The 25,215-nt window shown below is 68.4% G+C and carries 21 protein-coding genes and 1 tRNA gene; 8 read left to right on the top strand and 14 right to left on the bottom strand.

Going from position 1 to position 25,215, the window contains the following annotated elements:
- Window positions 1–9 precede the first annotated feature (9 nt).
- The gene (locus F0Q34_RS05620; RefSeq protein WP_149811092.1) at window positions 10–777 is read left to right on the top strand and encodes a methyltransferase domain-containing protein; all 768 of its coding nucleotides are present in this window, start codon (window positions 10–12) and stop codon (window positions 775–777) included.
- 66 nt (window positions 778–843) lie between these two features.
- The gene (locus F0Q34_RS05615; protein ID WP_149811091.1) at window positions 844–2,088 is read left to right on the top strand and encodes a Zn-dependent hydrolase; all 1,245 of its coding nucleotides are present in this window, start codon (window positions 844–846) and stop codon (window positions 2,086–2,088) included.
- Window positions 2,089–2,163: 75 nt separating this feature from the next.
- Here the strand turns inward: F0Q34_RS05615 and F0Q34_RS05610 are convergent.
- From F0Q34_RS05610 to F0Q34_RS05580, 7 genes are all read right to left on the bottom strand, one after another.
- Window positions 2,164–2,240: transfer RNA gene (locus F0Q34_RS05610), tRNA-Met, on the bottom strand.
- A gap of 40 nt (window positions 2,241–2,280) precedes the next feature.
- On the bottom strand, window positions 2,281–3,387 hold the full coding sequence (gene mnmA / locus F0Q34_RS05605; RefSeq protein WP_149811090.1) for a tRNA 2-thiouridine(34) synthase MnmA: 1,107 nt from the start codon (window positions 3,385–3,387) through the stop codon (window positions 2,281–2,283).
- Window positions 3,384–4,073 (bottom strand): TenA family protein, encoded by a 690-nt coding sequence (locus F0Q34_RS05600; RefSeq protein ID WP_149811089.1) that lies wholly within the window; start codon window positions 4,071–4,073, stop codon window positions 3,384–3,386. Before F0Q34_RS05600 ends, mnmA begins: the two co-directional genes overlap by 4 nt.
- A gap of 8 nt (window positions 4,074–4,081) precedes the next feature.
- The gene (locus F0Q34_RS05595) at window positions 4,082–4,408 is read right to left on the bottom strand and encodes a ferredoxin family 2Fe-2S iron-sulfur cluster binding protein (protein ID WP_149811088.1); all 327 of its coding nucleotides are present in this window, start codon (window positions 4,406–4,408) and stop codon (window positions 4,082–4,084) included.
- A gap of 11 nt (window positions 4,409–4,419) precedes the next feature.
- A complete protein-coding gene (locus F0Q34_RS05590; RefSeq protein ID WP_149811087.1) occupies window positions 4,420–5,610 on the bottom strand; it encodes a cysteine desulfurase family protein in 1,191 nt (396 codons plus the stop codon).
- On the bottom strand, window positions 5,607–6,683 hold the full coding sequence (locus F0Q34_RS05585) for a cysteine desulfurase family protein (protein ID WP_149811086.1): 1,077 nt from the start codon (window positions 6,681–6,683) through the stop codon (window positions 5,607–5,609). The genes F0Q34_RS05590 and F0Q34_RS05585 overlap by 4 nt, the downstream gene beginning before the upstream one ends.
- Window positions 6,680–7,177, bottom strand: coding sequence for an Rrf2 family transcriptional regulator (locus F0Q34_RS05580; protein WP_149811085.1), 498 nt, complete (start codon window positions 7,175–7,177; stop codon window positions 6,680–6,682). The genes F0Q34_RS05585 and F0Q34_RS05580 overlap by 4 nt, the downstream gene beginning before the upstream one ends.
- Before the next feature lie 368 nt (window positions 7,178–7,545).
- Here F0Q34_RS05580 and F0Q34_RS05575 point away from each other — a divergent pair, with 368 nt between their 5' ends.
- Window positions 7,546–8,214 carry an alpha/beta hydrolase gene (locus F0Q34_RS05575; RefSeq protein ID WP_149811084.1) on the top strand — a complete coding sequence of 223 codons (669 nt, stop codon included), beginning with the start codon at window positions 7,546–7,548 and terminating at the stop codon, window positions 8,212–8,214.
- Between the two features lie 76 nt (window positions 8,215–8,290).
- On the opposite strand, the gene F0Q34_RS05570 is transcribed toward F0Q34_RS05575, so the two are convergent.
- A complete protein-coding gene (locus F0Q34_RS05570) occupies window positions 8,291–9,376 on the bottom strand; it encodes an anhydro-N-acetylmuramic acid kinase (RefSeq protein WP_174241998.1) in 1,086 nt (361 codons plus the stop codon).
- A gap of 72 nt (window positions 9,377–9,448) precedes the next feature.
- Here F0Q34_RS05570 and tyrS point away from each other — a divergent pair, with 72 nt between their 5' ends.
- Window positions 9,449–10,675, top strand: coding sequence for a tyrosine--tRNA ligase (gene tyrS / locus F0Q34_RS05565; protein WP_149811082.1), 1,227 nt, complete (start codon window positions 9,449–9,451; stop codon window positions 10,673–10,675).
- 15 nt (window positions 10,676–10,690) lie between these two features.
- Here tyrS and F0Q34_RS05560 read toward each other — a convergent pair whose 3' ends face one another.
- Window positions 10,691–13,879 (bottom strand): YhdP family protein, encoded by a 3,189-nt coding sequence (locus F0Q34_RS05560; RefSeq protein ID WP_149811081.1) that lies wholly within the window; start codon window positions 13,877–13,879, stop codon window positions 10,691–10,693.
- Window positions 13,880–13,896: 17 nt separating this feature from the next.
- Between F0Q34_RS05560 and F0Q34_RS05555 the strand changes: the two genes are divergently transcribed.
- Window positions 13,897–16,857: a bifunctional [glutamine synthetase] adenylyltransferase/[glutamine synthetase]-adenylyl-L-tyrosine phosphorylase gene (locus F0Q34_RS05555; RefSeq protein ID WP_149811080.1), complete on the top strand. Its 2,961-nt coding sequence runs from the start codon at window positions 13,897–13,899 to the stop codon at window positions 16,855–16,857.
- The gene (locus F0Q34_RS05550) at window positions 16,854–17,321 is read left to right on the top strand and encodes a peroxiredoxin (RefSeq protein WP_149811079.1); all 468 of its coding nucleotides are present in this window, start codon (window positions 16,854–16,856) and stop codon (window positions 17,319–17,321) included. Before F0Q34_RS05555 ends, F0Q34_RS05550 begins: the two co-directional genes overlap by 4 nt.
- Before the next feature lie 75 nt (window positions 17,322–17,396).
- Here the strand turns inward: F0Q34_RS05550 and F0Q34_RS05545 are convergent, their stop codons facing one another.
- From F0Q34_RS05545 to F0Q34_RS05530, 4 genes are all read right to left on the bottom strand, one after another.
- Entirely contained in the window at window positions 17,397–17,861 is a 465-nt protein-coding gene (locus F0Q34_RS05545; protein ID WP_149811078.1) for a GlcG/HbpS family heme-binding protein, read from the bottom strand.
- Between the two features lie 21 nt (window positions 17,862–17,882).
- Entirely contained in the window at window positions 17,883–20,234 is a 2,352-nt protein-coding gene (locus F0Q34_RS05540; protein WP_149811077.1) for a xanthine dehydrogenase family protein molybdopterin-binding subunit, read from the bottom strand.
- A 165-nt stretch (window positions 20,235–20,399) separates the two neighbouring features.
- Window positions 20,400–20,801, bottom strand: a complete 402-nt coding sequence (locus tag F0Q34_RS05535) for a MarR family transcriptional regulator (RefSeq protein ID WP_149811076.1) — start codon at window positions 20,799–20,801, stop codon at window positions 20,400–20,402.
- 216 nt (window positions 20,802–21,017) lie between these two features.
- A complete protein-coding gene (locus F0Q34_RS05530) occupies window positions 21,018–21,425 on the bottom strand; it encodes a hypothetical protein (protein WP_174241958.1) in 408 nt (135 codons plus the stop codon).
- Between F0Q34_RS05530 and recQ the strand changes: the two genes are divergently transcribed.
- Window positions 21,402–23,150: a DNA helicase RecQ gene (gene recQ / locus F0Q34_RS05525; RefSeq protein ID WP_277755250.1), complete on the top strand. Its 1,749-nt coding sequence runs from the start codon at window positions 21,402–21,404 to the stop codon at window positions 23,148–23,150. The genes F0Q34_RS05530 and recQ overlap by 24 nt on opposite strands.
- 57 nt (window positions 23,151–23,207) lie before the next feature.
- Here recQ and F0Q34_RS05520 read toward each other — a convergent pair whose 3' ends face one another.
- Entirely contained in the window at window positions 23,208–24,224 is a 1,017-nt protein-coding gene (locus F0Q34_RS05520; RefSeq protein WP_370750992.1) for a polyprenyl synthetase family protein, read from the bottom strand.
- 228 nt (window positions 24,225–24,452) lie between these two features.
- Here F0Q34_RS05520 and F0Q34_RS05515 point away from each other — a divergent pair, with 228 nt between their 5' ends.
- Complete coding sequence (locus F0Q34_RS05515) at window positions 24,453–25,205, top strand: tRNA1(Val) (adenine(37)-N6)-methyltransferase (protein WP_149811073.1); 753 nt, start codon at window positions 24,453–24,455, stop codon at window positions 25,203–25,205.
- Window positions 25,206–25,215: the final 10 nt, after the last annotated feature.

The raw sequence follows: 25,215 nt of genomic DNA, 5'->3' as shown, positions 1-25,215 counted from the left end.
GAGGTCTGATTGCAGAACCCGCAATGGGATGCGGAGCAATATCTGTGCTTCGGTCATGAAAGGCTGCGCCCGGTGCAGGATCTGATCACCCGCATCGCGCATCCGGGCGGTCAGTCCGTGGTGGATCTCGGCTGTGGGACAGGCAATGCCCTGCCCCTCCTCGCCGCCCGCTTCCCGGGCGCCACGGTGTCGGGCGTGGATGAATCGCCGGACATGCAGGCGCAGGCCCGCCAGGAAGGCATCCGCGTAGAGCGCGACGACATCGCCACCTGGGCACCGCGGGAGCCGGTGGATGTCCTGTTCTCCAACGCGGCGCTGCATTGGCTGCCCGACCATGCGGCGCTGTTTCCGCGCCTGCTCGGCTTCCTGGCGCCGGGCGGAACCCTGGCTGTCCAGATGCCCGCCATGCATGACGCGCCGCTGCGTGCCGAGCAGGACCGGATCGCCCGGGAAGGCCCCTGGCGCGACCGGTTGAGCGGCATCACCTCCGCGCCCCCCATCCTGACGGCGGACGAATATTACGCGCTGCTCGCCCCCCGCGTCCGCGTGATCGACCTTTGGTACACCGAATACATCCATGTCCTGCGGGGCGAGGATGCGGTGGTGCAATGGGCATCCGGCAGCAGCCTGCGTCCCTATCTCGCGGCCCTCGATGCGGAGGCGCGGGCGGGCTTCAGGGCCGCCTATGGCGATGCCATGCGCGAAGCCTATCCGCCCCTGGCGGATGGCACGGTGCTGTTGCCCTTCCGCCGCTTCTTCATCCTCGCCAGCCTGTAGTCTGGACCTTGCCGCCCCGGCCGCTCTGCGCATGATGCCTGCTGCATTGTGTACAAGGAGCGACCGATGTCAGCCACCAACCAGCGCATAGACGCCAAGCGTCTTTGGGACAGCCTGATGAGCATGGCGGAGATCGGCGCCACGCCGAAGGGCGGGGTCCGACGCCTGACGCTGACGGAGGTGGATCGCGCCGGCCGCCAGCGCTTCACAGAGTGGTGCGAGGCCCTGGGGCTCCAGGTGCGGGTCGATGCCATCGGCAACATGTTCGCCCGGCGGGAAGGGCGCGACCCGTCCCGCCCGCCGGTGCTGATGGGCAGCCACCTCGACAGCCAGCCCTCCGGCGGCAAGTTCGACGGGGCGCTGGGGGTGATCGCCGGGCTGGAGGTGATGCGCACCCTGCACGACCTCAACATCACCACCGAGGCGCCGATCGAGGTGGTGAACTGGACCGATGAGGAAGGCAGCCGCTTCGGCCATTCCCTGATGGGCAGCGGTGTCTGGAGCGGTGTCTACTCGCAGGACAAGGCTTATGCCCTGAAGGACGTGGACGGCGTCGCGGTGGGCGAGGCGCTGGAGGCGATCGGCTATCGCGGCCCGCATCCCGCCCGCCCCTTCAAGGCGGACGCCTATTTCGAGCTGCATATCGAGCAGGGCCCGATCCTGGAGCGGGAAGCCAAGCAGATCGGCATCGTCACCGGCGCCCAGGCCCAGGTGTGGTATGACGCCGTGATCACCGGGCAGGACGCCCATGCCGGCACCACCCCGCCCTCCACGCGCAAGGATGCCCTGCTGGCGGCGGCGCGGGTGATCGAGCTGGTGGACGCCACCATGCGCCAGCGTGGGGAGGATGGCCGCGGCACCGTCGGCTTCCTGCAGGTGCATCCCAACAGCCGCAACGTGGTGCCCGGCGAGGTTCGCTTCTCGGTCGAGTTCCGGCACCCGCTCGAAGCCGAGGTGGAGGTCATCGCCGGCAGCTTCCCGGCCGCCGCCGAGGCCGCCGCGCGTGCCAATGGCTGTTCCCTGCAACTGACGGAGCTTTTCCGCATCCCCGCCCAGCCCTTCGACCAATCCTGCGTCGCACTGGTGAGGGACGCGGCGGCGCGCCTCGGCTATTCGGCGCGCGAGATCGTCTCCGGCGCCGGGCATGACGCGGTCTATGTGGCGCGCCATGTTCCGACAGCCATGATCTTCACGCCCTGCAAGGACGGGCTGTCGCACAATGAGGAGGAGAGCATCCTGCCGGAGGAAGCGGCCGCCGGCTGCCAGGTGTTGTTCGAGGCCGTGCTGGCCCGCGCCAACCGCGAAATCTGAGCGTGACCGATGGCTGCCTCTGGCGGCCATCCTGGCCTTGCCAAGCGCGAAACAGGATAAGGTGGGAATTGGAAGTGGTAGCGGCGGGCGGACTTGAACCGCCGACCCCGGCATTATGAGTGCCGTGCTCTAACCAGCTGAGCTACACCGCCCCGAACTTCCGGCCTGCCGTGGCGACCGGGTGGCGGGCGTTTAAGCGGCCCGGCCGGCGCTGTCAACCACCCGCTGCGGGCGGCGGATGAAGCCGCCGCCCAGGACCCGGTCCCCGTCATAAAGCACGCAGCCCTGGCCCGGCGCGGCGATGGCCGGCTCCCCCAGCACCACCCGCAACATGGCCGCTTCCGCGTCCCAGAAGGCCGTGGCCGGCTGCGGCATCTCCCGCGCGCGCAGCTTGACCTGGCAGGCGAGCGGAGCCTCCGGCGGAGGGATCAGCCAGTTCACCTCGCCCACAAGCACCTCAGTGTCGGCCAGGCCGGAGCGCGGGGCCACGATGACGCGCCGCCGGGACGCATCCAGGCCCGTGACGTAGAGCGGCGTCTCGCCATCCCGTGACGCGCTGCCGAGCCCACGCCCCTGCCCCACCGTATAGCGGCCGATGCCATGATGGGTGCCCAGCACGCGGCCATCGGCATGCTCGATCACGCCCGGCTCCCCGGCCTCCGGGCGGAGGCGCCCGACCAGCTCGTGGTAGCGCCCCTCGGGCACGAAGCAGATGTCTTGGCTGTCGGGCTTCTCCGCCACCGCGAGGCCGAGACGGACGGCCTCGGCGCGCACTTCCGCCTTGGTGCGGTAATCGCCCAGAGGAAAGCGGGTGAATGCCAGCTGCTCTGCCGTGGTGGCGAACAGGAAATAGGACTGATCCCGGGTCAGATCGGCGGCGCGGCGCAGTTCGGCGCCATCCGACCCCTCCACGCGGCGGGCGTAATGCCCTGTCGCCAACGCGTCGGCGCCAAGGTCATGCGCCAGCATCACCAGGTCCTGGAACTTCACCGTCTGGTTGCAGCGCACGCAGGGGATGGGCGTTTCGCCGCGCGCATAGGAGGCGGCGAAATCCTCGATCACCGCGTCGCGGAAACGGCTTTCACGATCGAGCACGTAATGCGGGATGCCAAGCCGGTCGGCCACGTTCCGCGCATCATGGATATCCTGCCCCGCGCAGCAGGCGCCCTTCTTCTGGACGGCGGCGCCATGGTCATAAAGCTGCAACGTGGCGCCGATGACCTCGTGCCCCTGCTCCTTCAGCAGGCCCGCGACCACCGAGGAATCGACGCCCCCGGACATGGCGACCAGAATCCTCATGCGCCGGCGTTCCATCCCATCTGCCAGAAGGCCGCCTCCAGCCGCGCGGCCTCCGAGAAGGTGGCGGACAGGGTGGCGAAGCGCGCCCCGCCGCCATGAGTCACGCCCAGGCGGTCGATCCGCTCCGCCGAGCCGCGCGCCAGGGCTTGATACTCATCGCCCGAATAGGCGGCGATCCAGCTCGCATAAGGATTGCCCACGTCGCGGCGTCCCGGATGCGCCGCGATGCGGCAGGCGATCTCGCCATAGCCGATCGCGCAGGGCGCCAGCGCCACCTCCAGGTCCAGGATGTCTCCGGCCATGCCGCGATCCAGCACCCAGCGCGTATAGGCCACCGTTTCCGGCGCCTCGGTTTCCGCCAGCACCTCGGCTTCGCTCAGGCCCCATTCCGCGCAATAGGCGAGATGGATGTTCATCTCCGCCAGCAGGGTGTTCAGCGCGGCCGCCTTGTCGCGCAGGGCGGAAAGGCTTTCCGCCTTGAAGGCGGCAAGGGCGTTGGCGCGCGCGAAATGGACCAGGAACAGCCAGTCCTGCACCAGGTAGCGGCGAAAGGCCGGCAAGGGCAGCGTGCCCTCCGCCAGCCCCTGCACGAAGGGGTGCCAGCAATAGGCATCCCACCGCGCCGCGGCCGCATACCGCAGCGAATGGAACAGGCCGCCCGGCGAGCCATAAGGGGATGGGAACATGGCCGGGTTCAGCTGGCGTTCCGGGTGCCGGCCGGCAGCTTCACCACCAGGCCGTCCAGCTCGTCGCTCATGATGAGCTGGCAGCCCAGGCGCGAGGTTTCCTGCAGGTCGAAGGCCAGGTCGAGCATGTCCTCCTCGTCCTCGGTCGGCTGCTCCAGCTTCTCGAACCATGCGGCATCGACGATGACATGGCAGGTGGAGCAGGCCAGGCTACCCTCGCACGCGCCCTCGATGTCGATATCGTGGCGATGCGCGATCTCCAGCACGGAAAGGCCGAGCGGCGCTTCAACCTCGCGCCGGGTGCCGTCGCGCTCGATAAAGGTCATCTTCGGCATGGCCGTTTGTTCTACTCCGCCGCATCTCGGGTTGCAGGAAGGGCCTGGCGCCATGCGCCGATAAGAAGGGCGGCGGCGCGCTCCACATCCTCCGGCGAAGTAAAGCGCCCGATGCCGATCCGCAAGCTCGCCGAGGCCCGCTCGGCGCCAATCCCCAGTGCGCGCAGCACATGGGAGGGTTCCACCGCCGCCGAGGAACAGGCCGACCCGGTGGAAACGCACAGCCCGTCCAGATGTTCCAGCATCGCCTGGGCGGTCACGCCGGGGAATGCCAGGTTGAGGTTGCCCGCCACCACGTCCCGTGCATCGCCATTGCGCAGCAGGCCGGGAATGGCGTCCCGCAACCGCAGGTGCAGCCTGTCCCGCAACGCCGCGATGCGCGGCTGCTCCGCCAGCCCTTCCCCGCTGGCCAGTTGCGCCGCCTTGCCCAGGCCCACCAGCAGCGGCGTCGGCAAGGTGCCGGAACGCAGGCCCCGCTCCTGCCCGCCGCCCGAGAACAGCGGCGCCAGCCGCACCCGGGGGCGCCGGCGCACAAACAAGGCGCCGATGCCCTTGGGGCCGTAGATCTTGTGCCCCGAGACCGACAGCAGGTCGATGCCCATGGCCTCCACATCCAGCGGCACCCGGCCCACCGCCTGTGCGGCATCGGTATGGAACAAGGCGCCGGCCGCATGGGCCAGTGCCGCCACGCGCGCCACGTCCTGGACCACGCCGATCTCGTTGTTCACGGCCATGACCGAAACCAGAAGGGCCGGAGCCGCGGCCAGGGCCTCCCGCAGCGCTCCCATCTCCAGCAGTCCGCCCGCATCCACCGGCAGCAGCACCGGATCGAAGCCTTCCCGGGCGAGGTCGAGCGCGCTTTGCAGGACGCAGGGATGCTCGGTCCGTGGCAGGAGGATGCGGCGCCGTTCGTCGCCATGGGCCGCGGCAAAGCGGGCGCAGCCCTTGATCGCCAGGTTGTTGGCCTCCGTGGCGCCCGAGGTGAAGATGATCTCCCTCCCCTCCGCGCCAATCAGGGTAGCCACCTGGTCCCGCGCCCGCTCCACCGCTGCTTCGGCATCACGCCCCATGGCATGCTCGACGCTGTGGGGATTGGCGAAATTCGCTTCCCACCATGGCCGCATGGCGTCCAGCACCCGTGGATCGATCGCGGTGGTGGCGTGGTTGTCGAGGTAGATCGGCTGAAGCTGCTGTTCGGTCATCGGCGCAGACGGGCGTGGAGCTGGCTGTAGGCGGCCAGGAAGCCCTCCGCCGCATCGGCCGGCGCGTTCCAGGGCAGCGAAACCCGGATGGCACAGGCCGCCGCCTCGCCAAGCCCCATGGCCTGCAGCGTGGCGCTGGCCGCGACCTTGCCCGAGGAACAAGCCGCGCCGGCAGAAACGGCGATGCCCATCAGGTCCAGCGCGATGACCTGGGTTTCCGCCTTCAGGCCCGGAAGCATGAGGCAGGCCGTGTTGGGCAGCCGGGGCGCGCCCCGCCCCGCTGTCGCGGCGCCGGCGCCCTGCTCGATCGCATCCCGCAGCGCCCCAAGCTTCCGGGCGGCTTCCAGGTTCAGGTCATCGAGGGCGGCGGCGAACCCTGCGATGGCCGGCAAGGCTTCCGTGCCGCCACGCCGCCCGCGTTCCTGCCCCCCGCCCCGCCAGAGCGGCGCGACATCCGCGCCCGGCTTGACGAGCAAGGCACCCACGCCCTTGGGCCCGCCGATCTTGTGGGCCGATATGGCGATGCTGTCGGCTCCGATCGCCGCCCAGTCCATCGCGACGCGGCCCAGCACCTGAACGGCGTCCACATGCAGCAATGCGCCATGGCGGCGGCACAATCCAGCGGCCTCCATCAAAGGATGCAGAACGCCCGTCTCGTTGTTGGCGGCCATCAGGCAAACCAGGCTCGGCGGCCCGGCCCCCAGCATGGCGTCCAGGGCCGCGAGATCGAGCCGGCCATCCATCGCCACCGGCAGCCGCGGGGCTTCCGGCACAGCCTGCAGAATAGCCGGATGTTCCGTTGCGCCCACCAAAACACGGCGGTTCCGGCCCAGCGCATGGAGCGCCAGCGCGTTCGCTTCGGTGGCGCCGGAGGTGAACACCACATCCTGCGCCCGCCCCTGAAGATGGCGCGCGACCGTGCCCCGGGCTTCCTCCAGCAGCTTCCGCGCCATCCGGCCTTCCGCATGGACCGAGGACGGATTTCCCGCCACATCCAGGGCTGCCAGCATGGCCGCGCGCGCGGCCGGCCGCAGCGGTTCGGACGCGTTGGCGTCCAGGTAAAGGCGGCTCATCGCGCAGATCTGGGTGGCCGGGCGCGCCCGAGCACCTGGCCATCCACCACATCGGCCAGGGTGACATGGGTCAGGAACAACGCGATCTGCGAGCCCAGCTCGTGCCAAAGGTCATGGGTCAGGCAGCGCTGCCCCGCCAGGCAGCCGGCATCGGCGGCGTCGCAGCGGGTCGCGGTGATGGGCTCATCCACCGCCTCGATCACCGCGCCCACGCTGATCATCTCCGCCGGCATGGCCAGCCGGTAGCCGCCGCCCGGCCCACGCGCCGAGGCCACCAGCCCCGCCCGTCGCAGCCTTGCGAAAAGCTGCTCCAGATACGCAATGGAAAGCTGCTGCGCCTGGGCGATCTCGGACAAGCTGACAGGAGCGCAGGAAACAGTCACGAGCTCTGCGTTATGGGCATCCCTGCCATCCTTCGCCTGCTGGCCTCGTGACCGGGCCGCCAGCTCGACCAGGGCCATGACGGCATAGCGGCCCCGTGTGGACAAGCGCATGCTTGAGCTTTCTGTTCCTCGGCCGCCCAGGGGCGGCCCCATTGTTTCAGAAGCGAAAACCGAGTTCCACAGTCGGTCTCGCCATAATTCCGTTATGAAGCTGGCGTTCTGTCGCCTATATTAAAAGAGTCGCGGGGAGCGGAAGCCTGCCCCGCGATCGGAAGCGTGACGTGAGACGGGTGGCAACACCTCCTGTGGCTTCCTGAACGCTATTAAACCCGACTGGTATGGTCAACCAATCGGCGCGGCGTTCGGGGATGATCCAGATCACAGAATGCCTTGCCGGCGTGCCGCGCCAGAATGGTTGTCGGCCTCATGGTTTCCCAACCGGGCGCTGCCGCGCCCACCGCACTGGATGCAAGGGGACGATGCCTGAAGTCATGTTCGCCGGGCCAGATGGCCGGCTAGAGGGTCGTTACCACCACGCGAAGCAGCCTAATGCCCCAGTGGCCTTGGTGTTGCACCCGCACCCGCTGCATGGCGGGACGATGAACAACCGGGTGGTTCACGCGCTTTACACGCGCTTCCAGAATATGGGTTTTTCTACCCTTCGGTTCAATTTCCGAGGGGTCGGCCGCAGCCAGGGGCGCTATGATGGCGGCATCGGGGAGATTTCCGACGCCGCGGCGGCGCTGGACTTCCTGCAGGCCGTCAACCCCAACGCATCCATGCTCTGGGTGGCGGGCTATTCCTTTGGCTCCTATGTCGGCATGCAGTTGCTGATGCGGCGACCGGAGATGGGCGGCTTCGTGTCCATCTCGGCGCCGGCCAGCCATTATGATTTCGGCTTCCTAGCCCCTTGCCCCTGCTCCGGCCTCATCCTGCACGGATCGGATGACGAGCTGGTGCCGGAAGCCTCGGTGCGGAAGCTGGTGGACAAGCTCAACACGCAGCGTGGCATCAGCATCGATTATCGCGTGGAGGAAGGTGCCGGGCACGTCTTCACCGCGGAACAGACCGAGCGCGTCGCGGATGCCACCGAGGACCATGTCCGCACCATGCTCAACAGGACCCGCATGGCGATGGCCGCCGACTGATCCTGCCTGAGGCAGGAACAGCAGCAGAGGGGCCGGGGACAGCGTTCTCCGGCCCCTCTGCCATTCGTACCTCGGATCAGGGCGCGGTGATGCGGCCGCCGGTGATGGGCTCCGGCACCCCTGTGGTGCCGGGATAGGTCAGCGGCAGGCCGGCGGCGCTTCGCGCGGCCAGCACGCCAAAGGCCTGCGCTTCAAGGGCATCGCCATCCCAGCCGACGATCTCGACGGGCCGGACCGGCTCCGGCAGGGCGGCGGCCAGGGCGCGCATGATGGCCGCGTTGCGCCGCCCGCCCCCGGTGACCAGCCATTGCAGCGGCGGCTCGGGGAAATGCCGCGCGGCGGCCGCCACCGTGCAGGCGCAAAAGGCCACCAGCGTCGCCGCGCCATCAGCAGGGGAGAGCGCATCGGCGCCCGCTTCCCGCAGGGCACGGTCGAAATCGAGCCGGTCGAGCGATTTGGGCGGCGGCTGCGTCAGGAATGGATGGCGCAGCAGGGATGCCATCACGGCTCCATCCACCTGCCCGGCAAGGGCGAGCCGTCCGTCCACGTCGTAATCGGCACCGGTCGAGCGGCGGGCCCAGTCGTCCAGCGGGCCATTGGCCGGCCCGGTGTCGAAAGCGAGCAACTGGCCGTCGGAACCGATCCAGGTCACGTTCCCCACGCCGCCAAGATTCAGGATCGCGACTGGCTTCGGCAGCCCCGCCGCCAGGACGGCCTGGAAAACCGGGACCAGCGGCGCGCCCTGGCCACCCGCGGCAACGTCCGCAGTACGGAAATCATGCGCCACCGGCACGCGCGTCAGGCGAGCCAGAAGGGTGGCGTCGCCGATCTGCCAGGTCCGGCCCTTGCCAGGCTGGCCCGCGGCGGGGCGGTGCAGGATGGTCTGGCCATGGAAGCCGATCAGGTCGGCCGGCTGCCCAAGCTTCAGCACCGCCTCCGCGTGCCACTCCGTGAGGCGCCGTTCGCAATCCAGCAGGAACGGGTCATCGGCCGGCAGATCGGCGGCCAGGTCCAGCAGCTTCCGCAGATCGCGCCGCAACTCCGCGTCATAAGGCAAGGTCAGGCTGGGGCCCAGCCGCCCGATCGCCTGCCCATCCGTTTCAATCCATGCGGCATCCACGCCATCCAGCGAGGTGCCACTCATCAGCCCAATGGTTCGCAGCATGGCCCCCACTGTGCTAGGGCGGACGCACCGGCGGAAGTCCCCCGGACCAACTGCGGACAGAAAGAAGCGATGGACGAGTTCCTGCACGCCGCCCGCGAGCGCGGCTACATCCACCAGGTGACGGACGAGGCGGCGATGGCCGCGCGGATGAAGCAGGGCGTCCTTCCAGGCTATATCGGCTTCGACTGCACGGCGGACAGCCTGCATGTCGGCCATCTTGTTTCCATCATGCTGCTGCGCCTGATGCAGCGGACGGGACACAAGCCTGTGGTGCTGATGGGCGGCGGCACCAGCAAGGTCGGCGATCCCTCATTCCGCGATGAAGCCCGCCCGCTGCTGACCAACGAGCAGATCGAGACCAACAAGGCCGGCATCCGCCGCGCCTTCGACAGCTTCCTGCGCTTCGGCGATGGCGCCACCGACGCGGTGATGCTGGACAACGCCGCCTGGCTGGACGAACTGCGCTACATTCCTTTCCTGCGGGATGTCGGCCGCCACTTCAGCGTCAACCGCATGCTGTCCATGGACAGCGTGAAGCTGCGGCTGGAGCGGGAGCAGTCCTTCTCCTTCCTCGAATTCAACTACATGCTGCTGCAATCCTATGACTTCCTGGAATTGTCGCGGCGGCTCGGGGTCGGGTTGCAGATGGGCGGCTCCGACCAGTGGGGCAACATCATCATGGGTGCCGACCTGGTGCGCCGCATGGAAGGCAAGGAGGTCTTCGGACTGACCACGCCTCTGCTGACCACGGCCTCCGGCGCCAAGATGGGCAAGACCGCGTCGGGCGCCGTTTGGCTGAACGCCGACCGGCTGTCGCCCTATGACTACTGGCAGTTCTGGCGCAACACGGATGATGCGGATGTGGGCCGCTTCCTGGCGCTGTTCACCGAGCTTCCGATGGATGAGATCGCCCGCCTCGCGGCGCTGAGCGGCTCCGAGGTGAACGAGGCCAAGAAGCGCCTCGCCACCGAGGCCACTGCCCTGCTGCATGGCCGCGCCGCGGCCGAGACCGCCGCGGAAACCGCGCGCCGCGCCTTCGAGGAAGGCGAGGCCACCGACTCGCTGCCCGGCATCGAAGCGGCCTTTCCGGCCGCCCTGGTCGATCTCGCCGTTCAGGCCGGCTTTGCCGCCAGCAAGGGGGAGGCCCGCCGGCTCATGCGGCAGGGCGGCCTCAGGCTCAATGACGAGCCGGTGTCGGATGAGGGCCGGGCGGTGACGGAGGCGGATCTGGCGGGAGGCGCGGCCAAGCTTTCCGCTGGCCGCAAGCGGCACGTCCTGGTCCGCCCGCTGTCCTGAACCGTGGCACGGCCTTCAGGGCCGTGCCTCTCCCGCCGGAGCGTCGCCGAAAACGCCCCGCAGGAAGCCCGGCGTGAGGGCCGCCAGGGGATTGATCGAAACGGCCGGATCGGCCAGCGCGCCCTGCATGCGCCATGTGGCGGCGAAAAGCCCGCCGCCCTGTTCCGGACTGAACAGGCGACCCAGCAGCGGGATGTAGCCAAGCAGGGAGTTCAGGGCATAGGCGGGCACAATGGTGCCTTGCAGGTCCATGCTGCGCTGCCGCCGCAGGATCACGCCCTTGGCGGTGACGCCGAGGGAGGAGGAAAAGGCGCGGGCATTCTCCACGTTCAAGGTGGCCGGCGTCAGGGTGAAGGGCGCGACCATTCGCGAGAAGGCAAGGCCCGGCCCGCGCACGGCATCGAACACGCCATAGACGGTGAGCGCCTGCAGCAGCTTCCCGGCCGCCGCCGCGTCCTGGAAGCGGAAATCCGACATGTCCGCTGTTCCGTTCAGCGGCGCGCCGGGTGCGTTGCCGGACCAATGCGCCTCCAGCTTGAGGCGGCCCCCTTCAACCTGCCGCAGCAGATCGAAGGCGCGAAGCAGAGCCCCCGCATCGGCCGCGTTCAGCCGAAGGTCACGGCCCGCGCCACGCGGCACAATGGAAAGGTCGAAGCCCCCCTGTTCCCCGGTTGTGCCGGAAAGCCGCGCTTCCCGGAATATGCCGCGCCGGTCGGTGAGCGCCCGCCCCTGCACGGATGAGAGGCTTCGCCCCTCGCCCAGCAGCACGGTATCGAAATGCCCGTCCAGAGCCAGCGCCGCACCGCTGGAATCGTCACTGGCCGCGTCATCCCCGTCGGAGGCGGCCATCAGGGGGCCGAGATCCAGCACCCTTCCAGAAGCGCGCAGCCGCCAGGACCCGACCTCGTTGGATGGCGGCCAGGCTTCGCCGCTGAAACGGCCTGCGAAGATGCGGACATCCTGCAACTCCACCCGGTCCAGCTTGCTGCCAGGCGCGAAGCTTGCCCGCCCGTTCACCGCCAGCTGCGGCGCGCGGATCTGGAAGGAAGACACGGATTGAAGCTGGTCGCCGGCAATCTCCAGCTGCCCCTGGGCTGTTGCCGCGATGCCGGGCTGCTTGCGCCAGGCCAGCGCGGACAATTCCATCAGGCTGTCGCGGAGATCCCCCGCCAGATCCACCTTTGCCTGGCCATCTCGCCGCTTCTCCATGATGACCTGAACGCCAACAGGGCCGCTGACCATGCCCTTCAGATCCAGGCCGAACTCGGCGATCCGCGCGGCGTCCGGCCTGGCGGTGGCCTGCACGCGTTCCACCACCTGACTGGCAGGGCCGGGGCGGAAATCCATCTCCAGCGTCAAATTCGTGGGAATCCCCGAAAGCTGCGCGCGTCCGGTTGCCTTGAGGCGGGCATTGTCCACCGACATCTCGGCCGTGCCGCGGTCCAGCGTCTTGCCCATGACCACATCGGCCAGCCGCAGCTGGTTCAGACGCGCCTGGAACTGGACCTTGAACACCTCGGCCGGGATGTCCTCCTTCAAGGGAAAGGCGAGTTGCAGGCGTCCTTCCAACTGGCCGCCCGGCTCGGTCAGCTGGAGTGGCCGCTTCTCGAAAAGCCGCAGCCGGGGATGCTGGATCAGCGTCACGGCATCGGGGATCGGCCCCTGGAGCTTCGCGTCGATCTCGACCTGTTCCTGGTTGGTGTCCAGGTCGAAGAAGCGGATCGTGGCCTCGGGGCTGGTCATCGCCGTGCCCGCCTGCCGCGCCGCCGCGACCTGCACCAGGATCTCCTTCAATCCGAACCGCGCCGATGCCGAGATACCTTCCAGCGGAGCGATCGGGCGGAGCCAGTGGACCACGCCGCCCGTCAGCCGCAGACTTCCATCGAGATCGGTAAGCCTGAGACCGGAAAGGTCCTCCGCGGCTTCGGCCCGTAGCGTGAAATGGCCGTTGTCCAGCGCGCCGGCGGTGACGTTCTGCACCAGCCAGCGGCGTGCCCCCGGGGCAATCTCGGCCGGCCACACATCGTTGAGCTGGGCGGCCTCCACCTTGCTGAGCCGCAAGCCGAGGCGCATCCGCCAACTGCCCGAGGTCAGGGCGGCCTCTCCTTCCGCGACCAGCGTCGGCCCGACAGTCCTGGAGGCGCCCGGCATTGGCGATGCGCCGCCCAGCACGGCGCGGAGCTGCGACAGGCGAAGCGCCTGCGGCGTTCCGGCCGCCTGAAGGTCAAGCCGTTCCAGAGCCACGCGGTGGCCATTCAGGTTCAGGGTGCCGCGGCCGACATCCAGCGACAGGTTGAGCTGGGGAAGCGCATCCGGCTGGCGGCCATCGAACCTGGCCGCCAGCTCGATCCCGACCGGTGCGTCCAGCAGCGCCACCGGCGCAAGCGCCGGCATCAGCCCGGCCAGCCGCTCGGGTTGCAGGGAGGGGATGGACAGCGAACCCTCCATCACCGCGCCGCCGCCGGACAACTGCCCCTTGAGAAAGACGGGCAGGTCCGGCCCCGCGCCCGGCAATCGAAGCTGCCCATGGCCCCAGCCATCGATGACGGTGTTGTCCGGGCGCCGGCGAAGGGTCAGCGAAACCTGCTCCATGCGCCATGTCATGCCGAGCTGCCGGTCCAGGATCGTCAGCGTGCCGTCATCCAGCGTCAGGTCGATCAAGGAGGCAAGCGGGCTTGAGGAGCGGCCGGCGCCGAAGATATCGGCCAGGATGTTGTCCTCGCCGGCGGGTTTCGTTGGCGGCGTGGGATCGGACAAGCGGCCCAGCGCCATGCCGATCTGCCCATCCTGGCCCCGCTCCAGCACAACGTTCGGGCCACGCAGGCGCACCGTCAGGGGCGCAATCCTGCCGCGCAGCAACCAGCCGGAGGAAAGATGCACGGCCGCATCTGGCAATTCCTGCCGCACCGCGCCGGCTTCGTCGCGCAGCTGGAGGCCGGCGACGCGCAGCTCCAGCGGCGAGGCATCGCCATCGTGGAAGCCGTTCCAGGCGAGCGAGATGCTCCGCACCTCCAGACCGGGTGCCAGGCTTTCAACAGCGCCGCTGCGATGCAGCAGCGTCACCAGCAGCGGCATCTCGAGGGGGCCGTGACTCAGGCGCCAGGCCAGGGCCAGAAGGGCCAGCCCGGCAACCAGGCCGCAGCCAAGAGCCAGCCGCGCCAGCAAGCGGCCGAGACGCAGGGCTTGACCTCTCACACCGCGCATGGGTTCGCTATCCTCCCATGAGCCCGCCACGCCAACTGCCACCGCCTCCGTTCGATTCTGCCGCCGCCGAGGCCCTCATCGAGAGTTTCCGCCAGCGGGGTGCCGCCGAGCAAGCCTTTGCCACGAGTGGGCGAGGAAGGGACCTGCTGGCGGCGCTGGGCGGCCACAGCCCTTATCTGACGCAACTGGCCGGGCAGGAAAGTGGCGTTCTGCTGCGCTTCACCGAGCGGGGTCCGGACGACGCCCTCAAGCTGGCGACCGACCCGCTTCGCCGCGCCGACGCCACGGCGACCCGCCCGGCCGTGGCGCAGGCGCTGCGCCGGGCAAAGCGGCAGGCGGCACTGATCGTTGCCGCCGCCGACATCACGGGCATATGGACGCAGGACCGCGCCACCGCCGCTCTTTCCACGCTCGCCGAGGCCGCCCTGGATTATGCCTGCGCTCATCTGCTGACCGAGACGGCGCGCCGCGGGGAACTGCGCCTGCCGCGCGGCGGCGCGCGCGATCCGCGCCTCGTCGCGCGGGGCTCCGGCCTGACCATCCTCGGCATGGGCAAGCTTGGCGGCGGGGAGCTGAACTACTCGTCTGATATCGACCTCATGGTGCTCTACGAACCCTCGGCCGCAGCCTATCACATGGAGCAGGCGGGCCCTCTCTATGTGCGGCTGGCCCGGGATCTCGTGCGGCTCATGGAGGAGCGCACATCCGATGGCTATGTTTTCCGGACCGACCTGCGGCTGCGGCCCGATCCGGCGGCGACGCCGCTGGCCGTCAGCATCCCGACCGCCATCGCCTATTATGAATCGACCGGGCTGAACTGGGAACGCGCCGCCATGATCAAGGCGCGTCCGGTGGGCGGCGACCGCGCGCTGGGCGAGGCATTCCTGACGGAGATCCGCCCCTTCACCTGGCGCCGTCACCTGGACTTCGCCACGATCACGGATTTCCACGCCATCAAGGGCCAGATCCATGCCACCCATGAGGCCAAGGGCGCGCACAAGACGGTCCAGGTGGAGGGGCACAACGTCAAGCTCGGGCGCGGCGGCATCCGGGAAATCGAGTTCATCGCGCAGGTTCTGCAACTGATCTGGGGGGGACGCGATCCGGCGCTGCGCGACCCGACCACGCTTGGGGCCCTGGCGGCTCTGGCCGCGGCGGAGCGGCTGGACCACCAGGCGGCGGCGGATCTGGCCAAGGCCTATGGCTTCCTGCGCGATGTCGAGCACCGGCTGCAAATGGTCGATGACCGGCAAACCCACCAGCTGCCGGATGATGAAAGCGGCCTGGCGCGGATCGCCAGCTTCATGGGCTACCCGGATCTTGCGGAGTTCACCTGCATCCTGACCTCCCACCTGTCCCGGGTGGAGATGCATTACGCCAGCCTGTTCGAACGGGTACCCAGCGCACCGGCGGGAAATGTCCAGGAGCAGGATTCCGCCCTGGCCCTGTCCTTCCCGGCCGAGCAGGACGACCCGCAGACGCTGAAGCACCTCGCCGCCATGGGCTTCAACGATCCTGCGCGGGTTTCCGCAATGATCCGAGGATGGCGGAGCGGCCAGGCGCGCGCCGGTCGCAGCGAGCGCGCACGGGAATTGCTGCGCCTGATCCTTCCTTCCCTGCTGCAGGCCTTTGCCGCGCAACGCGAACCCGACCTCGCCCTCGGTCGGTTCGATGCCGTACTGTCGAGGCTCTCGGCCGGGGTCCAGGTTCTGTCGCTGTTTCACCGCAACCCTGCGCTGCTGCGGCGCGTGGCCGGAATCCTGGGTGCCGCGCCGGCCCTTGCCAACCATCTGGCGCAAAGCCCTGCGTCGCTGGAAGGGTTGCTGACAGGCAGCGGCGCGGGCAGCGCCGCTTCGGTCCTTCCGTCGCTGGTCAAGAGCGCGCGGCATTTCGAGGAAGCCCTGGACAATGCCCGCCGCCTCGTGACGGAAGGCCGTTTCGAGATCGACGCCGCGGCGCTGGAGGGCTTGGTCGATGTCGACACGGCCGGGCTCGACCGCAGCGCCCTGGCCGATGCCGCCATTGGCGCGCTGCTGCCGCAGGTCACGCAGGAATTCGCCGCCCGCTTTGGCCGCATCAAGGGCGCCAGCCTTGGCGTCATGGCGCTGGGCAAGCTGGGAGGGCGGGAGATGCTGCCGGCCTCCGACCTTGATCTGGTGCTGATCTATGACCACCCGGACGGCGTGCCGGACAGTTCCGGCGGCCCGCGCGCCCTGCCGCCCAGCACCTATTTCAGCCGGCTGGCGCAGCAGATGGTGGCGGCGATCACCGCACCCGGCGCGGAAGGCAAGCTCTACGAAGTGGATATGCGGCTGCGGCCATCCGGCAACAAAGGCCCGGTCGCGACCTCGCTGTCCAGCTTCCGGCGCTACCACCAGGAAAGCGCCTGGACCTGGGAGCGGATGGCCCTGACGCGGTCACGCTGCGTCGCGGCGCCGCCGGCGCTGCGGCGGCGCATCCAGGCTGCGGTCCGCGATGCCATCACCACCCATGCCGGGGAAAAGGCGCTGGCCGATGCCGTGGCCATGCGCAGCCGCATGTTGCGCGACCTTCCACCGGAAGGGCCCTGGGACGTGAAGGCCATCCCGGGCGGCCTGGTGGAAGTCGAGTTCGTGGCCCAGGCGCTGCAACTGGCGCATGCCAAGGATCATCCGCGCATCCTCTCGCCCACCACGCGGGTGGCGCTGGCCAACCTGGCAAAGGCGCGGCTGCTCCCTCGCGACGAGGCCAAACAGTTGATCGGGGCGGACCGGCTGTTCCGAACAGTGATCGGCCTGCTGCGACTGACCGTGGGCCGCTGGCGTGCCGATTCCCTGCCGGCCCCGGTCGGTGCGGTGCTGCTGCGCGGCACGGCCGGGCTGATCCCGCCAAGCGTTGTTGACGTGGCCGAGCTGCGGCAGGAGATCGAGGCGTCAGCCGAACGGGTCCGGCGGATCTTCGAGCGGCGGCTCGGTCGCCTGAATGGAGAACATGGATGAATGTCGAGGAAGGGGCCCCTGCCCCGGATTTTGAACTGCCGGCCATTGGCGGCAACACCGTTTCCCTGGCCAGCCTGCGGGGCCGGCCCTTCGTGCTCTACTTCTATCCCAAGGCCGACACGTCAGGCTGCACCAAGGAAGCCTGCGATTTCCAGGAAGCCTTGCCGGCCCTGGGGCAGAGCGGCGTGACCGTGATCGGCGTGTCGCCCGACCCCCTGCCGCCGATCGAGAAGTTCGCCGCGAAATACGGGCTGACCTTTCCGCTCGCCTCTGATGCTCAAAAGGAGGCGGCCGCCAGCTATGGCACCTGGGTGCAGAAATCCATGTATGGCCGCAGCTACATGGGCATGGAGCGCTCGACCTTCCTGATCGACCGGGAGGGACGGATCGCCCGCATCTGGCGCAAGGTCAAGGTTCCCGGCCACGCCAGGGACGTGGCGGAAGCGGTCCGGCAACTCGGCTGAACCGCGGGAGGCGGAACGCCCATCGCGCCCGCCCCCCATCATCACTCCGGCTTCGGCGTCACGCGGGCGCCGGCCTTACTCCGGGTCGCCGGTGTCCGGGATCATGCCGGCGGCCTCGATCCCCGCCACCGCGCAGACCTCATCCTGATCCGAGGCATCGCCGGAAATGCCAACGGCACCCAGCACGTTGCCGGAAGCATCGCGCACCAGCACGCCGCCCGGCACCGGAACCGCCCGCCCGGCGCAAAGGTCGGAAAAGGCGTTCATGAAGCCCGGCATCTTGGCGGCGCGACGGGCCATCTCCCGCCCGCCGAAGCCGAGGGCGAGGCAGCCAAAGGCCTTGCCCGCCGCGACATCGAACCGCAGCAGGCTCGCCCCGTCCTCACGCATCACCAGTTTCGGCTGGGCCGCCTGGTCGAGCACCACCACGGTCAGCGGCGCGAGGTTCAGGGCGCGGCCCTTGGCCAGGGCGGCCTCGGCGATTTGCTGCGCGCTGGCAAGATTGATCCCCGGCACGAACCCGGTGGGCGGATTGGGCATTTCAGACGATCCTCGTTTTGTTCAGGCCGCTTCCGGGTGCAGGGCGCGCCAGATCACCTCCGGCGTCGCCGGCATGTCGATGTGCTGGATGCCCCGCGCCGAAAGCGCGTCCACCACGGCATTCATGACGGCAGGCAGGGAGCCGGCGCAACCCGCCTCCCCGCAGCCCTTGGCGCCCAGCGGATTGGTCAGCGCCGGCACGGCATGGCTGGAGAAGCCGAGACTCGGCACATCGCTCGCGCGCGGCAGCGCATAGTCGGAATAGGAGCCTGACAGAAGCTGCCCGTCCTCGCTGTAGGAGGTGCGCTCCATCAGCGCCTGGCCGATTCCCTGGACAATGCCGCCATGAGCCTGCCCCTGGACGAGCATCGGGTTCACCAGCGTGCCGAAGTCATTCACGGTGACATAGCGGTCGATGGTGACAACACCGGTTTCCGGGTCGACCTCCAGCTCCACGATGTGGCAGCCATTGGGGAAGGCCATCGGCGCTTCGTCGAAGATGTGCTTCACGTCCAGCGTATCGGGCACGCCCTCCGGGCGTGAGGGCATGTCCCGCAGCTGCGCCGCCAGGCTGAGCAGGTCGATGCCGCGATCCGTGCCGGCGATGCTGAGGCGGGGCCCACCCTCGGCGTGCGGCTCGAACTCGATATCGGCTTCGGCGGCTTCCAGCACATGCGCCGCGGCCTGCCGGGCCTTCTCGATCACCAGCGCCGAAGCCTCGATGATGGCGGCGCCCGATGCCATGATCGACTTGGACCCGCCCGTGCCGCCACCGGCGATCAGCTGGTCCGAATCGCCTTGCACCAGCCTGATCCTGTTGAACGGGATGCCCAGTGACTGGTGCAGGACCTGGGCGAAGGGCGTCCAATGGCCCTGCCCGTAATCCAGCGTTCCGGTGACGATGGTGACGCCGCCATCCGGCTCGAAGCGGATGCCGCCCATCTCCTTGGTGGGCGGCGCGGTGCATTCCAGAAAGTTGCCGACGCCGCGCCCGCGCAACAGGCCCTTGGCCTCGCTTGCGGCCTTGCGGGCGGCGTAGCCGTCCCAATCCGCCTCGGCCATCGCCTGTTCCAGAACGGCGGTGAACTCGCCGCTGTCGTATTTGGTGCCGGCCGCGCCGGTGAACGGCATCTGCTCCGGGCGGATGTGGTTGCGGCGGCGCAACTCGATCGCATCGATGCCGGTCCTGACCGCGGCGGCCTCGATCAGCCGCTCCATGAAGTAATTGCCCTCGGGCCGCCCCGCGCCGCGATAAGCGGAGATCGGCGTGGTGTTGGTCATCAGGCAGCGGGTCGAGATCTCGACGAGCGGCGTGGCGTAGTTGCTCTGCACGTTGCGCAGGAAGCCCATCGTGCCCATCAGGGGCCCGACATTGACCAGGAAGGCGCCCATATTGGCGAAGGAGGTCAGGCGCACGGCCAGGAACCGCCCCTCGGCATCCAGCGCCAGCTCGCCCACCACCTCATGGTCGCGGCCATGCGTGTCGGACAGGAAGCTGCCGCTGCGCTCGTCGGTCCACTTCACCGGCCGGCCCAGCTGCTTCGCCGCATGCAGCAGGCAGACATATTCGGGATAGGCGGGCGCCTTCATGCCGAAGCTGCCGCCGACATGCCCGGTCAGGATGCGGACCTTCTCCACCGGAACCTTCAACAGGTCCTTGATCTGGTTGCGCAGCCCGAACACGCCCTGGCAGCCGACATGCAGCGTGTACCGCCCGGATGCCGGGTCATGCTCCGCGATGGCGCTGCGCGGCTCCATGGGGCAGACGACGACGCGGTTGTTCCGCATCTCCAGCCGCACCGTTGCCGCGGCGCCCGCGAAGGCCGCCGCCACCTTCTCCCGGTCGCCATGATGGAAGTCGAGGACCTGGTTGCCCGGCACGTCCTCGTAAAGCTGCGGCGCGCCCTCGGCGGCGGCGGCGGAAGCTTCCGTGACAGCGGGCAGCGGATCGATGTCCGGCATCACGGCTTCCGCGCCGTCCCGCGCCGCTTCCTTGGTTTCCGCCACAACAAAGGCAATCGGGTCGCCGACAAAGCGCACCTTGTCCGTCGCGAGTGCCGACCGCTCGATGTTGTTCAGCCCCTCCAACGGCAGGGCGCAGCGGAACCCGCCATAGCCGGCCTGCTGCAGATCGGCGCCTGTGAAAACGGCCAGCACCCCTGGCACCTCGCGCGCCGCGGCGGTGTCGATGCCGCGCAGGATGCCATGGGCATAGGGGCTGCGCACCATGACGCACCATGCCTGGCCGGGCAGCTGCAGGTCATCGGTATAGGAGCCCCGCCCCTGCAGCAGCACCGGATCTTCGTTGCGTGGTACCGCCTGCCCGACGCCAAATTTCAGCCGGCTTGGATCGAGGGACATGGTGTCAGGCATGCGAGGCACTCCGCTCGGGCAGGATGAATGCCGGCAAGCCTAGAAGCATCTCGGGAGAGTGGCGACCCCCGCATCGTCAGCGAGGAAGCTGCCTCAGCAGAAGAAGGGGCAATGCCCTTCGTCTGCTCGCAGAGGTTGTATATCAGAATTCACGAAAACGTGAATTTAGCCGGCCTTACGAGTGGCGTTCTCAGAGTTGGCTGCCTCTGACAGAGCGAGCGTACGCGTCGCCTTATCCGCCTCCACCAACATGCCGCGGATCTCCCGCACGAAGCCATTGCCCTTGGCGGTGCGCTGCACGAGGACGCTGCGGCGATCCTGCGGATCCGTCTTGCGCCGAGCGAGGTCCAGCTCGCCAAGGCGGTCGAGCGCCCGCGTGATGGCAGGCTTCGAAACGTTCAAGGTGGCCGCCAGCCCACGCACCGTGTGAGGTCCCTCGCTCATGTACACGGTGAGGAAGACCGCCAGCTGCCGCGCGGAAAGGTCATGGCCATCGCGCCGAACAAGAGCGACAATGGTTTCCCGCAAAATGCCGAGCAGCTGATCAGGAGCGTTGGGGACGGGCATACAATTCGATCCTTAAGCAGTGCGTGTTCCGATAGGCGAGCGAATCGCCCTTGGCGGTAATTTCCCTGCCCGCCTTTAGGCCGACAGTTTGGTTTATGTCCTAATTAGATAGTCAAGGCACGGTTTCTATCCAGATCCGTTATTTTTTTGATTCCGAATTGGTCAGAGATCTGGCGCCTTGAGTCACAGGCCTTGCTTCCCTCCTGTCGGGACCGTTCAAACTTGCTGTGCCTTCGCAGCTTCAGGCGCTGAAAGGCATCCTGAGAAGCGCAGGCGGGACACAATGTTAGGGGCGGTTTTTGATTTATTGGTGAAGCTTGTCGAGCTACGAATCGTAACCTTCAGGCAAGAAAACGAAGTCGCAACGGTAAGACGTTTGAGCAGGGAGAACGTTTCCAACGAATTTTCAATATTGTGCCGCTTCAGCCTGTCGTCGCCAGATGTTTTTGCGGGCCTGCCTCCCTGCTCCATGGCTTGCGGCACGCCCGGCCAAGGGCTTAAGGACGCTTTCCCCCTCCCTCCCTTCAGGATTCCATGATCGATTTCGGCGAGCCCCTTGAGGTTCTGCATCGCGTCTTTGGCCATGCCGGATTTCGCGGTTTGCAAGAAGAGGTCGTTCGTCATCTCGTCAATGGCGGCTCCGGCCTGGTGCTGATGCCGACGGGCGGGGGCAAGAGCCTGTGCTTCCAGGTTCCGGCACTTTGCCGCCCGGGTCTCGGCGTCGTGGTGTCGCCCCTCATCGCGCTGATGGAAGACCAAGTGGCGGCGCTGCGGCAGCAGGACGTTCCTGCCGCCGCCCTGCATTCCGAACTGGCACCGGACGAAGCGCGCGCCGTCTGGCGCAGCCTGGACGCGGGCCAGCTGAAGCTCCTGTATGTTTCCCCCGAAAGGCTGACCAGCGAAGGCACCCTGGCCAGGCTTGACGAGATGCGAATCGCGCTGTTTGCCATCGACGAGGCGCATTGCGTCAGCCAGTGGGGCCATCACTTCCGCCCGGAATACCGTGCCCTTCCGGTGCTGGCGGAACGCTTTCCCCGCGTGCCCCGCCTGGCGCTGACCGCCACCGCCGACCAGCGCACGGTGCTGGACATCCAGCGGCAGCTCGGGCTTGAGCAGAGCCCGCTGTTCCGCGCCAGCTTCGACCGCCCCAACATCCACATCGCGGCCTCCCCCCGGGAACAGGAGCGCGCGCAACTCCGACGCTTCATCAAGGGTGCCTCGGATGGAACGGGCGCCGGGCTGATCTATTGTGGAACGCGCCGCAAGGCGGAGCAGACCGCCGACTGGCTGCGGCAGGACGGCCAGGATTCCCTGGTCTTTCATGCCGGCCTCGATCCGGCGGAGAAGCGTGAAGCCCACAGGCGCTTCGCCCGCGGCGATGCGGTTGTGATGGCGGCGACCATTGCCTTCGGCATGGGCATCGATCGTCCGGATGTGCGCTATGTCGCGCATACCGATCTGCCACGCAGCCCGGAGAGCTGGTACCAGGAGATCGGCCGGGCCGGCCGCGACGGCCTGCCGGCCCAGGCGCTGTTGCTGTACGGCGCCGGCGACATTGCGCTCGCCCGCCACCGGATCGGCGAAAGCGCCGCACCGGAGGAACAGAAGCGGGTCGAGCGTCAGCGGCTCGAAGCCATGGTGGCGATCGCGGAAGCCGCCGCCTGCCGGCGCCAGATCCTGCTCCACTGCTTCGGCGAGGCTGCCCAGGAACCTTGCGGCAATTGCGACATCTGCAAGACGCCCCCTCGCCTGTTCGATGGCACGGTGGCGGCGCAGAAGCTGCTTTCGGCGGTGCTCCGGACCGGGCGCCGCTTCGGGCTGGGCCATGTGGTGGATGTTCTGCAAGGCAAGATGACGCCGAAGATCACCCAATTCGGCCATGACCAGCTGCCGACCTTCGGCGTTGGGCGGGACCTGTCGGAAACCGCCTGGCGTGGCGTGGCGCGGCAGCTTGTGGCGCAGGGCGCGCTCGACGTGGCGATCGACAATCATGGCGAGTTGCTGCCCACGGATGCGGCACGGCCCATCCTGAAAGGCGAGCAGCAGGTGATGTTGCGGGAGGAGCTCGTCCTGCCGGGCGCGATGGGGCGCGGTGCGCTGCGTGGCCGCCCTGCCGAGGAAGGCAACACCGACCCTTGCTTCCTCGCCCTGCGGGACTGGAGGCGGCGCACGGCGCTCGCCCAGGGCGTCCCGGCCTATGTCATCTTCCAGGACCGCACCCTGGCGGAAATCGCCGCGCTGCGCCCCATGGACCAATCCGCGCTGAGCACCGTTCCGGGAGTAGGAACAACCAAGCTGGAGCGCTACGGCGCCGCGGTTCTGGAGATCACCCGCAGCTGCGCCGGCTGACAGGCGCGGCATCTGCCGGATAGCGGCGAGCCAGCGCGGGCACGCCGCCGGACCATGTCACCGGACCCTTGCGATGCAGAAGGCGACGATGTCGATCAGGGCGCGGCGGTAGGGCGAGTCCGGGAAGCCCCTCAGGCTCTCGATCGCCCTTTCGCCATATTCGCGGGCACGCGCCACTGTTTCCTCGATCACGCCGTGCCGCCGCATCAGCTGCAGGGCAAAGGCAAGATCCTCGTCGGTCTGCTCACGATCCTCGATGACGCGGCGCCAGAACGCCTTTTCCTCATCGTCACCCCGCGCGAAGGCCAGCAGCACAGGCAGCGTGATCTTGCCTTCGCGGAAATCATCGCCGACTGTCTTGCCGAGCTGCTCCTGCACCGCCGAATAATCCAGCGCATCGTCGATCAGCTGGAAGGCGATGCCCAGATTGCGCCCATAGCTGTCGAGAGCCTCGGCGTCCTCCAACGGGCGGTCCGCCACCACCGCGCCCACCCGGGTAGCGGCGGCGAACAGGGCGGCGGTCTTGCCTTCGATCACTTCCAGATACTGCGCCTCGGTGGAGGCCATGTCGTTCTGGATGACAAGCTGCAGCACCTCGCCCTCGGCGATGGTGGCGGCGGCGCTGCAGAGGATGCGCAGCACCTCCAGGGAGCCATCATCCACCATCAGCTGGAAGGCGCGGGCGAACAGGAAGTCGCCCACCAGCACGCTCGCATTGTTGCCGAAGATGGCGTTGGCGCTGGCCTGGCCCCGCCGCAGCGCACTTTCATCAACCACGTCATCATGCAGCAGCGTCGCCGTGTGGATGAATTCCACGCAGGCCGCCAGTCCAGTATGCCGCTCACCCTGATACCCGCAGAGCCTCGCCGCGGACAGCGTCAGCAGGGGGCGCAGGCGCTTGCCGCCGGCCGCGATCAGATGCGCCGCCAGCTGGGGAATTAGCTGAACCGGGCTTTGCATCCGGTCGATGATAAGCTGGTTGCAGGTGGCCAGATCGTCGTGGACGAGCCTGACCAGGGCGGTCAGCGCATCCTCGGCATCTGAAGGCGCGCCAGATGGGGCGTCGGTCTCCAAACGCCCTTGCGCAGCAGGGGAAATCACGCGTTCATCAACCTCTTATCTGCGGGCCGCACCATACCGATCCAGCCAGATGGCAGCAAGGCGCGGCCCGCCTGCCCTGCCCGCTCCCCCCCCCCCCCCCCCCCCCCCCCGCCCGCCGGCGGGTTGAGGTATGGCGCGGAACGCGGCACATCTCGTGTGGCCTGTGGGATCGTCCCGGGCATCCTCGGCAGAACCGGCTTCGTGAGCACCTTTCCAAACCTCGCCCTGACGCATGACCGGCTGCTGAAGGGTCGGGTCCAGTTCCGGCAGGCCCGCCACGGGCTTCGCGCGGGGCTGGATGCCGTGCTGCTCGCCGCTGCCATTCCCGCGCAACCGGGGGACAGGGTGCTTGAAGCGGGCTGCGGCAGCGGCGCGGTTTTTCTCTGCCTGCTCGCCCGCGTGCCCGATCTGCATGTCACGGCTGTGGAGCGCGACCCTCACATGGCGGAGCTGGCGCGGCAGAACGCGGCCCTGAATGGATGGGCCGACCGGGTCACGGTGATCACGGGGGACGTGGCCGACCGCCTGCTGCTGGCGCAGGAGCCGGCCTTCCACCATGCCTTCGCCAACCCGCCCTTCTGGACCGGCGGAACTGCGCCACCCCTGGACCTGCGGGCGGAAGCAACGCACAGCCTGCAAGGGCCCGACCTGTCGCTTTGGGCCGGCATGCTGGCGCGCCGGCTGCGCCACAAGGGAAGCGTGACCCTTGTGCTTCCCGCCTCCCGCCACTCGGACGGAACGGCGGCCCTGCGGGGCGCCGGCTGCGGCGCCGTTTCGCTGAAGCCGCTCTGGTCCCGTACGGGAAGCCCTGCCAAGCGCGTTCTGGTTCGCGGCCGGCGCGGATCGCGCGGCCCCGACCAGCTTGATGCGGGCCTTGTGCTGCACGACGAAACAGGCTGGACGGAAGCTGCCCGCCAGGTGCTGGAAAATGGCGAAGCCCTGCCATGGCCATAAAACCTTAAAG

It is taken from the genome of Teichococcus oryzae (assembly GCF_008386565.1).
Lineage (GTDB): Bacteria > Pseudomonadota > Alphaproteobacteria > Acetobacterales > Acetobacteraceae > Pseudoroseomonas > Pseudoroseomonas oryzae.
This window is presented reverse-complemented; position numbering and strand designations above follow the sequence as displayed.

Coding starts and splice junctions, on each gene's coding strand:
- F0Q34_RS05615 (WP_149811091.1), top strand. CDS start 844: ATGTCAGCCACCAACCAGCGCATAGACGCCAAGCGTCTTTGGGACAGC.
- mnmA (WP_149811090.1), bottom strand. CDS start 3,387: ATGAGGATTCTGGTCGCCATGTCCGGGGGCGTCGATTCCTCGGTGGTC.
- F0Q34_RS05600 (WP_149811089.1), bottom strand. CDS start 4,073: ATGTTCCCATCCCCTTATGGCTCGCCGGGCGGCCTGTTCCATTCGCTG.
- F0Q34_RS05595 (WP_149811088.1), bottom strand. CDS start 4,408: ATGCCGAAGATGACCTTTATCGAGCGCGACGGCACCCGGCGCGAGGTT.
- F0Q34_RS05590 (WP_149811087.1), bottom strand. CDS start 5,610: ATGACCGAACAGCAGCTTCAGCCGATCTACCTCGACAACCACGCCACC.
- F0Q34_RS05585 (WP_149811086.1), bottom strand. CDS start 6,683: ATGAGCCGCCTTTACCTGGACGCCAACGCGTCCGAACCGCTGCGGCCG.
- F0Q34_RS05580 (WP_149811085.1), bottom strand. CDS start 7,177: ATGCGCTTGTCCACACGGGGCCGCTATGCCGTCATGGCCCTGGTCGAG.
- F0Q34_RS05575 (WP_149811084.1), top strand. CDS start 7,546: ATGCCTGAAGTCATGTTCGCCGGGCCAGATGGCCGGCTAGAGGGTCGT.
- tyrS (WP_149811082.1), top strand. CDS start 9,449: ATGGACGAGTTCCTGCACGCCGCCCGCGAGCGCGGCTACATCCACCAG.
- F0Q34_RS05560 (WP_149811081.1), bottom strand. CDS start 13,879: ATGCGCGGTGTGAGAGGTCAAGCCCTGCGTCTCGGCCGCTTGCTGGCG.
- F0Q34_RS05555 (WP_149811080.1), top strand. CDS start 13,897: ATGAGCCCGCCACGCCAACTGCCACCGCCTCCGTTCGATTCTGCCGCC.
- F0Q34_RS05550 (WP_149811079.1), top strand. CDS start 16,854: ATGAATGTCGAGGAAGGGGCCCCTGCCCCGGATTTTGAACTGCCGGCC.
- F0Q34_RS05545 (WP_149811078.1), bottom strand. CDS start 17,861: ATGCCCAATCCGCCCACCGGGTTCGTGCCGGGGATCAATCTTGCCAGC.
- F0Q34_RS05540 (WP_149811077.1), bottom strand. CDS start 20,234: ATGCCTGACACCATGTCCCTCGATCCAAGCCGGCTGAAATTTGGCGTC.
- F0Q34_RS05535 (WP_149811076.1), bottom strand. CDS start 20,801: ATGCCCGTCCCCAACGCTCCTGATCAGCTGCTCGGCATTTTGCGGGAA.
- F0Q34_RS05530 (WP_174241958.1), bottom strand. CDS start 21,425: ATGACGAACGACCTCTTCTTGCAAACCGCGAAATCCGGCATGGCCAAA.